The organism is Ruegeria sp. CF2 (genome assembly GCF_056537385.1).
Genome location: NZ_JBQFRL010000004.1, coordinates 217,908 through 229,840, shown reverse-complemented (window position 1 = coordinate 229,840; position 11,933 = coordinate 217,908). Strand labels below are relative to the sequence as shown.

The window sequence follows — 11,933 nt, the reverse complement described above, 5'->3', positions numbered from 1 at the left end:
GCGTTTTTCTTTTGTCAGACGAATCGGATGGATTTTGGATACAAAAACCGATACTGCGGGGCTGAGACAGTAAATCTGACCGCCCGGCGATGGACGCGGGCAACTTGGAAAGGATCGGCCACATGTCACCCGACGTCTTTACCGGCACCATGCCCGCGCTCATGACCCCTTGTACGCCCGACCGTCAGCCCGACTTTGACGCCTTGGTGCGAAAGGGTCAGCAGATGATCGAGGCGGGCATGTCCGCAGTCGTCTACTGCGGGTCGATGGGCGACTGGCCGCTGCTGACCGACGAACAGCGGATGGAAGGGGTCGAGCGGTTGATCGGCGCGGGCCTGCCCGTGGTGGTGGGCACCGGGGCGGTCAACACGCAATCCGCCGTGGCGCATGCAGCGCATGCGCAAAAGGTGGGTGCAGCTGGGCTGATGGTTATCCCGCGGGTCCTGTCGCGCGGCAGTTTGGTCAGGGCGCAGCGCAACCATTTCAAGGCCATCCTGTCGGCGGCTCCGGATATCCCGGCGGTCATCTACAACAGTCCGCATTACGGGTTCGCCACCCGCGCTGACCTGTTCTTCGCCCTGCGGGCCGAGCATCCCAACCTGGTGGGCTTCAAGGAATTCGGTGGTAAGGACGATCTGCGCTATGCGGCTGAGAACATCACCAGCCGTGATGACCAGGTGACGCTGATGGTGGGGGTCGATACGGCGGTCTACCATGGCATCGTCAATTCCGGCGCAACCGGCGCAATCACCGGCATCGGCAACGTACTGCCCAAAGAGGTTCTGCTGCTCACCGCCTTGTCGAAAAAAGCGGCAGCAGGCAATGCCGAAGCCCGCCAGCGCGCACAGGAGTTGACAGAGGCCATCCACGTGCTGTCCAGTTTCGATGAAGGCCCTGATCTGGTTCTGTACTACAAGCACCTTCTGGTGCTGAACGGCGAGGATGAATACCGTTTGCACTTCAACGAAACTGACGCGCTGACCGATGCGCAGCGCCACTATTGCGAACAGCAGTACAGCTTGTTCCGCGCCTGGTTTGCAGACTGGTCAAGGCAAGGCGGGGTAATTGCCGCGTGCATGTGATCGACAGCCATACCGGCGGAGAGCCCACACGCGTGATTCTGGACGGCGCGCCCGATCTGGGCAGCGGTCCTCTGGCCGAACGCGCAGGGCTTTTGGCGACCCAGCATCGCCCGTTCTGGCGCTCGATCATGTTGGAGCCGCGCGGTCAGCCAGCGATGGTGGGGGCGCTGCTGGTGCCTCCGGTCGATCCGTCCTGCGTGACCGGGGTGATCTATTTCGACGTGGATGCAGTGCTTGGCATGTGCGGGCATGGCACGATCGGGTTGACCGTGACGCTGGCCCATCTGGGGCGGATCGGTGTTGGCATCCACCGGATCGAAACGCCCGCAGGGGTCGTCACGGTGGAGCTGCACGATCCCAACACAGCGACAGTAACCAACATCGAAAGCCGGCGGGTGCATCAGGCCGTTACGATCGAGGTTCCGGATTTCGGGCCGGTGACAGGTGATGTGGCCTATGGCGGCAACTGGTTTTTCATTGTCGATCCCAGCCCGGTGCCGGTCGAGCCCGCGAACATCCGGCAACTGACCGATCTGGGCGTCGCCATTCGGCAGGCCTCGGTCGCGCAGGGCGTGGGCGGCGAAGCCGGAGAGCCGATCGATCATGTGATCTTTCAGGAGGCCGCGCCGGCCCCCGACGTCCACAGCCGAAACTTCGTTCTGTGCCCCGACGACGCCTATGACCGCTCGCCCTGCGGCACGGGCAGTTCGGCGCGGTTGGCCTGTCTGGCGGCCGACGGGCGCTTGGCGCCGGGTGAAGAAATCGTACAGGCCAGCGTCATCGGCAGCCCCTATCGACTGTCCTATCAGCCGGGTCCGAACGGCGGGGTGATCCCATCGATCACCGGTCAGGCTTTCGTGATGGCCGAAAGCCGCTTGATTTTTGATCCCGCCGATCCGTTCCGTTCGGGTATAGAGATCACATGAAGAAAGATGTCATCGTCATAGGTGCCGGCGTCGTCGGTATCAGCGCGGCGTTGGAATTGCAGCGTCGGGGTTACACGGTTCAGGTGTTGGACCGCGAAGGCGTGGCCGCGGGCAGTTCGGCGGGAAATGCCGGGGCGTTCGCCTTCCCCGAGGTCGAACCTCTGGCCACGCCGGGGGTCATGAGGAAGGCCCCGAAATGGCTGCTCGATCCGTTGGGGCCGCTGTCGATCCCGCCCGCTTATGCCCTGCAGATCGCGCCGTGGATGTGGCGGTTCTGGCGGGCCAGCCGCCCCAGCCGATACCAGGCGCTGGTCGCCGCGCAGGCCAACCTGATGCGCCTGTGCCAGGCCGCGACCGAACGGCAGATCGCCGACACGGGTGGCGAGGCGATGATGCAGCGCGACGGGCAGTTGCAATTGTACGAAAGCGCGGCCGAGTTCCGCGCCGCCTTGCCCACGTGGGAGCTGCGTCGCCAGCATGGTATCGCCTTCGATCTGCTGGAAAGCCCCGAAGCGATCGCCGAGATCCAGCCCGGACTCAGCCCGCGTTTTACCCATGCCGGGTTCACGCCGCACTGGTGGAATACCGTCGATCCCAAACGCTGGGTCGAGCATCTGGCACAGGTGTTTCGCGACCGTGGCGGGGTGATCGAAACGCGCCCCGTACGCGCACTGGAGCTGTCGGACACGGGCGTCTGGGTGCGCTTCGACCAGGGTGCGGCGGATGCCAGCAAGGTGGTCGTGGCCGCAGGCGCGTGGTCGCACAACCTCACCCGAACGGTGGGCGATCTGATCCCGCTCGAAACCGAGCGGGGCTACAATACGACCCTGCCGCCGGGCGCGTTCGACCTGCGGCTGCACCTGGCGTTCTCGCGTCATGCCTTCGTGGCCAGCAAGATCAACGGCGGTGTGCGCATCGGCGGCGCGGTCGAACTGGGCGGGCTTGACCTGCCGCCCAATTTCAAACGCGCCGATACCTTGCTGAACAAGGCGCGCCAGTTCCTGCCGGGGTTGAAGACCGAAGGCGGGACGCAGTGGATGGGGTTCCGCCCCTCGCTGCCCGACAGCATTCCGGTGATCGGGCGGTCTTCGAAATCGCCGAACCTCGTTTATGCTTTCGGGCACGGCCATCTGGGCCTGACCCAGTCGGCCGGCACCGCCGAACTGGTGGGCGCGCTGATCGACGGCACCGATCCGTCCATCCCGGTCGATCCCTTCGCCGCCACCCGGTTCTGAGCGGGGGATGCGCAGCAGCAAGACCATCCACGTGATCTCGGCCCATGCCGAGGGTGAAGTGGGGGATGTGATCGTCGGCGGTGTCGCCCCGCCGCCCGGCGACACGATCTGGGCGCAACGCAGCTTCATCGCCCGCGACCAGACCCTGCGCAACTTCGTGCTGAACGAGCCGCGCGGCGGGGTGTTCCGCCATGTCAACCTGCTGGTGCCGCCCAAACATCCTGATGCCGACGCCGCCTTCATCATAATGGAGCCCGAGGACACGCCGCCCATGTCCGGCTCGAACGCGATATGCGTGGCGACAGTGCTGCTGGACGGGGGCATCCTGCCGATGACCGAACCGGAAACCCACCTGACGCTCGAGGCGCCGGGCGGGCTGGTGCGGGTGCGGGCCGAATGCCGCAACGGCAAGGCAGTACGGATCTACGTCCAGAACCTGCCCAGCTTTGCCGACCGCCTCGCCGCGCCGCTCGAAGTCGCAGGGCTGGGGACCCTGACGGTGGACACCGCCTATGGCGGGGACAGTTTCGTCGTGGTCGACGCCGCGGCGCTGGGGCTGCGCATCACCGAGGACGAGGCCGCCGACATCGCCCGTCTGGGGGTGGCGATCACCGACGCTGCCAATGCGCAGCTGGGCTTTGCGCATCCCGAAAACCCGGATTGGAACCACATCTCGTTCTGCGCGTTCTGCGGACCGCTGGCCGAAACAGAAACCGGCCTGACCGGCCGAACCGCGGTGGCGATCCAGCCCGGCAAGGTCGACCGCTCGCCCACCGGTACCGCCGTTTCGGCCCGCATGGCGCTGATGGCCGCGCGGGGGCAGTTGCAGCCGGGCCAGAGCTTTGAGGCGGTGTCGATCATCGGCTCGCGCTTCACCGGCCGAATACTGGGCGCGACCCAGGTGGGAGACCATCCTGCCATCCTGCCCGAGATCTCGGGCCGGGGATGGATCACCGGCATCCATCAGCACATGCTGGACCCCGACGACCCCTGGCCACAAGGTTACCGCCTGCGCGACACCTGGGGTGCCTAGTCCAGTAGGGCCAGCAGGTCGCGGTGCAGTTGCGCGGAAACCTCGGCATATCCCCGGGCGGTGTTGCGCGCGCGGGCGGCAAAGCGGCGCTGTGACGGCAGGCGCGCGCCCTGATCGAGGATATCGGCAAACAGGCGCTCGGCCCGCGCGTCGTTGGCCTGTCGCCGCCCGCCGCTGAACTGGTCGGGGTCGAAGGCGATGATGATGTCGCCGTGATAAGGCGCGCCGCCCGTGCCTTGGGCGAACTCCATGCTCTCCAGGCTCGTCAGGTCGTCGATCAGCGGGCCGGCCAGAAGTTCGATCATGATCGACAGGGCCGAGCCTTTGTAGCCGCCGAAGGTCAGCATCGCGCCGTCCAGCGCCGCTTGCGGGTCGGTCGTGGGGTTGCCGTCTTTGTCGATCGCCACGCCTTCGGGCAGGGGTTTGCCCGCGCGCTTGTACAGCTCGATCTCGCCGCGGGCGAAGGCGCTGGTCGCGAAATCGAAGGTGAACGGGTCTTTGCCCATGCGGGGCCAGCTGAAGGCCAGTGGGTTGGTGCCCAGGCTGCCGCGCGTGCCTCCGGCCGGGGCCACCCAGGAATGGCTGGGCACCATCGCCATGGCCGCAAGCCCCTGGGCCGACAGGGCCTCGACCTCGGGCCACAGGGCCGAGAAATGAAAACAGCGGTTGATCGCCATGGCCGAGATCCCGTGGGTGCGGGTCTTGTCGATCAGATGCGGCAGGCCAGTTTCGAAGGCCAGCAACGACATGCCGCCCTGCGCGTCGACGCGAACGATGGCATTGTCCGAGGGGGCGACCCGGGGCTGCGCATGGCCGTCGATCTTGCCGGCCTGCATGGTCTGGGCGCACATGAACAGGCGAAACAGCCCGTGCGACTGGCAATCGTCCATCTGGCAGGTGGTCAATAGTTCCGCGATCGCCTGCGCGTGGTCGGGGCCATAACCCACATGGGACAGAACCTTCAGGCTCAGATCGGTCATTTCTTCAGGCGTCAGCCGTACCGTTTCGCTCATGTTCCGTCCCTGGGTTTGATCTCGGTTGCCAAAGGGGTAGCGGGGAACCCTAGCCCTGTTCAACCCGATAGGCGGTTGGAAAAGCGCCTCGGGGCGGATATTTGTATCCAAAATGCAAATGCGGACAGACCCTTGGCAGCAAAACGCGCAATCACCCGTCAAAGCCTTCCCGATGCAATCGCGTCCGACTTGCGTGAACGCATTCTCAGCGGTGATCTGGCGGAAGGCGAGACCATCCGTCAGGAGGCATTGGCCGAAGACTATGACGTGTCGCGCATGCCGGTGCGCGAGGCGCTGAAACAGCTTGATGCCGAAGGACTGGTTCAGCTGACGAACAATCGCGGTGCGCGGGTCACGCGCCATTCCCTGTCCGAGATCGGCGAGATCTTCGACCTGCGGTCGCTGTTGGAGACCGACCTGTTCCGTCGGGCAATTCCGCAGATGACCCAATCTGACTTTGCGCGCTGCGAACAACTGCTGGAGCAGATGGAGGCGTCGTACGACGCCAACGACGTCAGCCGGTGGGGCGCGCTGAACTACCAGTACCATTCGGCCCTCTATGCGGCCGCGAACCGAAGCCTGACCAACGAGCTGCTGCACCGTGTGAGCCTGCAGTCGGACCGGTACATCCGAATGCATCTCAGTGTGATGCAACAACGCGAACCGGCCCGCAAAGAGCATCGCGAATTGCTGCGCCTTGCCCGGGATGGACAGGTCGAGCAGGCTTGTGCGCTTCTGTCCGCGCATGTCGGACGAACCAAGGACCAATTGTTGGCACTGGTGGCTGCCAAGCGAGCGTCCGAGGAAGCGATCGGACGCTGACGCCAAGCGACCGGAAAGAAAGCGTTTTCAATTCTTCTCTGTCTGTGCCAGTTCTGGCGTCGCGGGATGCGTGCCTAAACATGGATCGACCAGGTGCCCAGTGATGACCTAAACAGTTCGGAACAGGCCGTGCGTCAGGCGATTGGGGCGTATTCCAGACGCGTCTGGCGGTTTGCGCTGGCTCTGTCCGGGGCGCAGGATGTTGCCGACGACTTGACCCAGGCCACTTGCCTGCGCGCGTTGGAGCGATGCCATCAGGTTACGCATACTGATCGGTTGGATTCGTGGCTGATGACGATCTGCCGATCGATCTGGTTGAACGAGCTGCGCGCGCGGACCGTGCGCAAGTCCCAGGGGTTGGCAACAACGCCGGACGCCGAATTGATCGCGCCGGGTACCGACGCCGAAATGAATATTTTTGCGCGGGAAGTGTTTACACAGGTGATGCAACTACCCGAGGCGCAACGCGAAACGGTCATGCTGGTCTTTGTCGAGGGCTACAGCTATCGCGAGGCCGCCGCGTTGCTGGAGGTTCCGATTGGTACGATCATGAGCCGGCTTTCCAATGCCCGCAAGAAACTGCAAGCTGCGATGCCGCAGGATGCCGGTGCGTCCGACCGACGGAGGGACTCATGACCTTTTCCGACGATACGCTAAAGGCCTATCTGCAAGGCTCATTGGGGCCTGAGGAGAGCGATGCCATCGAGAACGCTGTTGAGAACGATCCGGAACTGGAGCAGCGCCTGATGGATCTGGATCCGGTCGCGCCGGTGGTTCGCGAGGTGTTCCGTGACATTCCCGACGCGGCGCCACAAGTTGAACTGCCGCCCAGAATTCCGACTTCGGCTGGGCCCTGGCGCCTGTTGGGCGTCGCGGCTGCCGCGGCCGTGTTGGCCGTATCTCTGACCTTTTGGCTGACCCGCCCACAGCCGATGGGATGGGCAGAACAGGCGGCCTTATACCAGTCGCTTTACACGGCGGATTCGATTGCAACGCTGGAATACCCGCCGGCTGTCGTCGACGCCCAGATCTCATTGGCCGAAGAGAAACTGGGCCGCCCGTTGAACCGGGATTCGCTTGAAGGTTTGCCGGGGCTGGAACTGAAGGCCGCGCAGGTTTTGTCCTTCAAGGGCAAACCATTGGTTCAGATCGTTTTTGCCGACGCTGATGGCAATCCCTTTGCGCTGTGCGTGATCCGCCAGGGCGATGGCGCGCCGAATGCAGCGTTGAAGCAGGAAGTCCTGAGCGGGCTTGCAACGGCCCGGTGGGCGCGCGACGGATACGGATACATGCTGTTGGGGAACCGGCCGGACAACGATTTGACCGTGCAGCTGGATTACCTGGCCCAGACATTCGCCGGCTGAGCCGCCTTGCGCGAAACCTCTTGTGAACCGGTGCGATTGGCCGAACAATGCATGGCATGACGACCAAGGCCACGAACCCGGGCCCGGACGAGGACGATGTCCTGGACGGGCCGCGCAGTATCTATGACGTCGATCCGCCGGACGACGAAGACCTTTGGTTTCTGCCGCCCGAAGATGCAGCGGCGCCCGAGGACATGTTGCCGCCGGGTCCGCGTGCCGATCGGGGCGCTTTGTTCGACCCGCGGGACTGGCGCGCAGCTCAGGCAGAAGTGGCGCAGGGCTTGGCGGATCTGACCTTGACCTTCGGGTCCTTGGACGAGCGGTTGCGCAGTGGTCCAAAGGGGTGGACCCACCGGCTGGCCCTGATGGACGTATCCGACCTGGGGTGGTGGACCGGTGACCGGATCAGCGTTGATCGGCTTGCCCTGTGGACCGGATTGCGTATCGGAGCCACCGGGGACGATGTGCAAGCATTGTTTCGGGCGGGTTGGGCGGTTCGGCGACTGACTTCTGGCGCAGGGCCGTCGGACGGCGGCTGGCAATCGGGACTGGCCGCCTTTCTGGACCGGATGGCTCAGGGGATAGACGAAGTTCCGGAAGCGATCGCGGACTTGGCCGAAGTGATGGACAGCGCACAAGCCCTGCACCCTGTCACGCAGTCGGCCATTGCCTTTCACGCGTGGCGCGCGCTTTCGCAAGGAAATGGACAGGATACCGAAGCAGCGGTGATCGCTGCGCGGCATGCGGCCACGATGGGTCGGGGCGGGGCACTGTTCATGCCGCTGGCACTGTCGGGCCCCGGGGCGCTGCGCGGCATCGGCACGCCAGAGGAAAAACTCAACGCATGGGTTCGGGGGGCAGGGCAGGCAGCTTTGGCCGCGCTGCTGCATCTGGATCGTGTCAGCGCGTGGGAGGCCCGGGCACGCGAGGCCACCACGGATCTCAGCGGGCGGACGCCGCCGGTCTTGATCGATGTGCTGACCGCATGGCCCATGGTATCTGCGCCATTGGCCGAGGAGTTGACGCAGGCCTCGCGTGCAGCCGTGCAGCGCAATCTCGACAAGTTCACCGAACGTGGGTTGATCCGCGAAGTGACCGGGCAGGGCCGTTATCGGGTCTGGGCTGCCGCGCTGTAGTCCAGCAACCATTCGCGAAACGCGTGCGCGGGTGGCCGCAATGTGGCCCGTGATGGGTAGATCAGGTGGTAGGCATCCCGGCCCGGCACGGCCACCTCGGGCAGACATGGCACCAGGCCCGACATCCGCATGATCCGGCCAGACGCGGGCGCGCGGGCCAGGGCGATCCCGACCCCTTGCGCGGATAGCTCGGCCGCCATCACCGAGTTGTCCGCGAAGAAATACTGGGCTTGCCCGCTCGGCAGTCGCAGGGCTTCGAACACGTGCGGCCAACTGGCCCTGTGGGTCGAAACCTCGATCAGCGGAAACCGGGCCAGATCCAGCGGAGTGCTGATCTGGTCGGCAATGTGCGGTGGCGCCACGGGAAAAAGGGTCTCGGTCAACAGCATGTCACCTTCAGCCCCGAACAGCGTCGGGTTGCCGAACACGATCTGCAGGTCGGTAAAACGATTGGCGAAGTCGGCGATCCGGTTCCCGGTCGTCAGGGACAGGTTGATCTGAGGATGGGATTTTTGGAACTGGGTCAGGCCCGCCGCAAGCACCCCTTGCGCGAACAACAACACGGATTGGACATACAGCCGTTGGTCCCGGGTCTGGCCGAACAGGCCGGTAGTGGCTGATTCCAGCATCACCAGCGATTGCTGCACGACCGGCAGGTACGCCCGCCCGGCCTCGGTCAAAGTGACGGCATGGGCATGGCGATGAAACAGCGGCGTGCCCAGACGAGTTTCCAGCGCCTTGACCTGTTGGCTGACGGCGGCGGCCGACATGTTTAGCTGGGCGGCAGCACGGGCAAAGCTTTCGGTGCGGGCCGCGGCCTCGAAAACGCGCAGCCAGTTGAGAGAGGGGATGCGGGTCGACATGGCAATCAGGCTAAGCTGAACTTGTCCTGACAGGCAAGGCTTTGCGTTCTCGTCGCAAGACCGGTTCGGCTAGGCTGTGCGTGAACCGATCCGAAAAGGTGCACCCATGCCCGACATCCAAGACCTGGCCCGGCACAAACTGACCCCATCGCAAGCAGCGCAATACTGGGAAGACGGCTTCCTGTTTCCGCTGGATATTCTGTCTGCTGACGAGGCCGCGCAGGTGCGCTCGGAACTCGAGCAGATTGAACGCGACTGGATGGCCGCCGATCTGCCTCTGCCGCTGAATACCTACAAGCGCGTGAACTCACACCTCGTCATGCCTCTGGCGGCGCGACTGGCCATGGATCCGCGTATACTGGATGCCGTCGAAGGCGTCTTGGGTCCGGACATCATGATCTGGTCGGCCGAGTTTTTCATCAAAGAACCGCGCACCGTCCAGACAGTTGGCATGCATCAGGACCTGACCTATTGGGGGATGGGCGAGACCCCGGATCAGGTTACGACCTGGCTGGCACTGTCGCCGGCAACCGTGGAAAGCGGCTGCATGGATTTTGTCCGGGGCAGCCACAAGAACCCAATACTTCCGCACAATGATACCTATTCCGAGACCAACCTGCTGTCGCGCGGGCAGGAGATTGCGGTCGAAGTGGCCGAGGAAGACAAAACCCATATCGAACTGGCGCCCGGGCAGATGTCACTGCACCACGGGCTGACCATTCATGGCTCGGGTCCGAACCGGTCGGACGATCGGCGTATCGGGATGGCCATCCGCTATATCAGCCCGAATGCGAAGCAGTTGGTGGCGGACCGCGACTACGCGATGGTCGCGCGCGGAGAGGACCGGCAGGGAAACTTCATCCATGTCGATCCGCCCGCCACCCTGTTTTCCGACGAGTCGCTTGCCCTGTACGAACAGGTGCGCCGCGATCTGGGCAAGGCGCTGGCAGCTGGGGCCAAGGCCACCGTTCCGCTCTATGATTGAGCCGGGTTCGAAACCCAAAGGCCAGGGGATTGGACGCCTAGCGCCCAACCCCGACATAGGTTTCGAAACCAGATTTCTTGACCTTGTCGCGTGAATAGATGTTTCGCAGGTCGACCATGCGTGGAGATTTCATCTCAGCCGCCATCTGCGTCAGGTTCAGCGCGCGGAACTCGTTCCATTCGGTCAACAACACCACTGCGTCGGCGTCCTTGGCTGCGGCATACGGGTCTTCGACCCACTCAACACCCGGCAGCAGAGCCTCACCCTCGGATCGGCCCTGAGGGTCGACCACCCGAACTTTGGCGCCGCCACCGATCAGGGCGGGCACGATGGTCAGTGATGGAGCGTCGCGCATGTCGTCGGTGTTGGGTTTGAACGTCACCCCCAGAACCGCCACGGTCTTGCCGTTGAAACTGTCGTCACAGGCTTCGCGGATCTTTTCGATCATGCGTTTTTTGACCTCGTCATTCACGCGCATGACGGTTTCGGTGATCTGCATGGGGAAGGCATGTTCCTGTCCGATCCGCGCAAGCGCCGCGGTGTCCTTGGGAAAGCATGATCCGCCGTAACCGGGGCCGGCATGCAGGAACTTGTTTCCAATACGCCCATCCAAGCCGATGCCGCGCGCCACTTCCTTGACGTCGCCACCGACCCGCTCGCACAGGCCAGCGATTTCGTTGATGAACGTGATCTTGGTGGCGAGAAAGGCGTTTGCCGCGTATTTGATCATTTCGGCGCTTTCCAGATCCGTCGTCAGGATCGGAAAATCGCGCAGGTAAAGTGGGCGGTAGATTTCGGCCATCACCTCGGCGGCGCGGTCGTTCTCGACCCCTACAACGACGCGGTCCGGACGCATGAAATCGTCGATCGCAGCGCCTTCGCGCAGGAATTCCGGGTTCGAGGCGACATCAAAGTCTGCTTTGGGGTTTGCCGCCGCGACAACTTCCTGAACCTTGCGGTTGGTCCCGACCGGAACCGTGGATTTGGTCACCACCACGGTGTAGCCATCCATGGCATGGGCGATTTCCTCGGCCGCTGCCATCACATAGGTTAGATCCGCATGGCCGTCGCCGCGGCGGGTTGGTGTCCCGACAGCGATAAAGACGGCATCCGCGCCTTTCACCGCATTCGTCAGATCAGTGGTAAAGCTCAGCCGGCCGGCGGCCACGTTCTTGGCCATCAAAACATCCAGTCCCGGTTCGTAGATCGGAACCTGTCCGTCCTGCAGCATCTGGATCTTAGCTTCGGCCTTGTCGACGCAAATGACGTCATGGCCGAAATCCGAGAAGCATACACCCGACACCAGACCCACATATCCGGTGCCGATCATCGCAATACGCATTATTCAAATTCCCTTGTTACCAATGCCACCTCGGGCGGCCACACATTCGGAGAAACTTCCGCCGGTTTCAATGCCTGACAGTGGCCTCGGGTTGCATTCCATGACATCTTGCTGTTTTTGGGGCGACAAATG

General features: G+C 63.6%; 12 protein-coding genes. 9 read left to right on the top strand and 3 right to left on the bottom strand.

Translation table 11 applies throughout. From position 1 onward, the window contains the following. Positions 1 to 122: 122 nt before the first annotated feature. From ACR0IR_RS16650 to ACR0IR_RS16635, 4 genes are read left to right on the top strand one after another with little or no spacing between them, the layout of a single operon-like run. Positions 123 to 1,082 (top strand): dihydrodipicolinate synthase family protein, encoded by a 960-nt coding sequence (locus ACR0IR_RS16650; protein ID WP_170365977.1) that lies wholly within the window; start codon positions 123 to 125, stop codon positions 1,080 to 1,082. Next, the gene (locus ACR0IR_RS16645; RefSeq protein ID WP_170365975.1) at positions 1,073 to 2,008 is read left to right on the top strand and encodes a 4-hydroxyproline epimerase; all 936 of its coding nucleotides are present in this window, start codon (positions 1,073 to 1,075) and stop codon (positions 2,006 to 2,008) included. The genes ACR0IR_RS16650 and ACR0IR_RS16645 overlap by 10 nt, the downstream gene beginning before the upstream one ends. Further along, complete coding sequence (locus tag ACR0IR_RS16640) at positions 2,005 to 3,243, top strand: NAD(P)/FAD-dependent oxidoreductase (RefSeq protein ID WP_170365974.1); 1,239 nt, start codon at positions 2,005 to 2,007, stop codon at positions 3,241 to 3,243. The genes ACR0IR_RS16645 and ACR0IR_RS16640 overlap by 4 nt, the downstream gene beginning before the upstream one ends. A gap of 7 nt (positions 3,244 to 3,250) precedes the next feature. Continuing rightward, positions 3,251 to 4,276, top strand: coding sequence for a trans-3-hydroxy-L-proline dehydratase (locus ACR0IR_RS16635; protein ID WP_170365971.1), 1,026 nt, complete (start codon positions 3,251 to 3,253; stop codon positions 4,274 to 4,276). Here the strand turns inward: ACR0IR_RS16635 and ACR0IR_RS16630 are convergent. Further along, positions 4,273 to 5,289, bottom strand: coding sequence for an Ldh family oxidoreductase (locus tag ACR0IR_RS16630; protein ID WP_170365969.1), 1,017 nt, complete (start codon positions 5,287 to 5,289; stop codon positions 4,273 to 4,275). The genes ACR0IR_RS16635 and ACR0IR_RS16630 overlap by 4 nt on opposite strands. Before the next feature lie 132 nt (positions 5,290 to 5,421). Here ACR0IR_RS16630 and ACR0IR_RS16625 point away from each other — a divergent pair, with 132 nt between their 5' ends. The 4 genes from ACR0IR_RS16625 to ACR0IR_RS16610 all read left to right on the top strand — a co-directional run bounded on the left by ACR0IR_RS16625 (position 5,422) and on the right by ACR0IR_RS16610 (position 8,611). Next, positions 5,422 to 6,111: a GntR family transcriptional regulator gene (locus ACR0IR_RS16625; protein ID WP_170365967.1), complete on the top strand. Its 690-nt coding sequence runs from the start codon at positions 5,422 to 5,424 to the stop codon at positions 6,109 to 6,111. Positions 6,112 to 6,204: 93 nt separating this feature from the next. Next, positions 6,205 to 6,747 carry an RNA polymerase sigma factor gene (locus ACR0IR_RS16620; protein WP_170365965.1) on the top strand — a complete coding sequence of 181 codons (543 nt, stop codon included), beginning with the start codon at positions 6,205 to 6,207 and terminating at the stop codon, positions 6,745 to 6,747. Next, positions 6,744 to 7,475 (top strand): hypothetical protein, encoded by a 732-nt coding sequence (locus tag ACR0IR_RS16615; RefSeq protein WP_170365963.1) that lies wholly within the window; start codon positions 6,744 to 6,746, stop codon positions 7,473 to 7,475. Before ACR0IR_RS16620 ends, ACR0IR_RS16615 begins: the two co-directional genes overlap by 4 nt. Positions 7,476 to 7,531: 56 nt before the next feature. After that, positions 7,532 to 8,611 carry a helix-turn-helix domain-containing protein gene (locus ACR0IR_RS16610; protein ID WP_170365961.1) on the top strand — a complete coding sequence of 360 codons (1,080 nt, stop codon included), beginning with the start codon at positions 7,532 to 7,534 and terminating at the stop codon, positions 8,609 to 8,611. On the opposite strand, the gene ACR0IR_RS16605 is transcribed toward ACR0IR_RS16610, so the two are convergent. Then, positions 8,584 to 9,474 carry a LysR family transcriptional regulator gene (locus ACR0IR_RS16605; RefSeq protein WP_170365960.1) on the bottom strand — a complete coding sequence of 297 codons (891 nt, stop codon included), beginning with the start codon at positions 9,472 to 9,474 and terminating at the stop codon, positions 8,584 to 8,586. The two genes, ACR0IR_RS16610 and ACR0IR_RS16605, sit on opposite strands and share 28 nt — an antisense overlap. A 106-nt stretch (positions 9,475 to 9,580) precedes the next feature. On the opposite strand from ACR0IR_RS16605, the gene ACR0IR_RS16600 reads away from it, so the two are divergent. Beyond that, entirely contained in the window at positions 9,581 to 10,459 is an 879-nt protein-coding gene (locus ACR0IR_RS16600) for a phytanoyl-CoA dioxygenase family protein (RefSeq protein ID WP_170365958.1), read from the top strand. A gap of 37 nt (positions 10,460 to 10,496) precedes the next feature. Here the strand turns inward: ACR0IR_RS16600 and ACR0IR_RS16595 are convergent, their stop codons facing one another. Continuing rightward, positions 10,497 to 11,801, bottom strand: a complete 1,305-nt coding sequence (locus ACR0IR_RS16595) for a UDP-glucose dehydrogenase family protein (protein WP_170365956.1) — start codon at positions 11,799 to 11,801, stop codon at positions 10,497 to 10,499. Positions 11,802 to 11,933 lie beyond the last annotated feature (132 nt).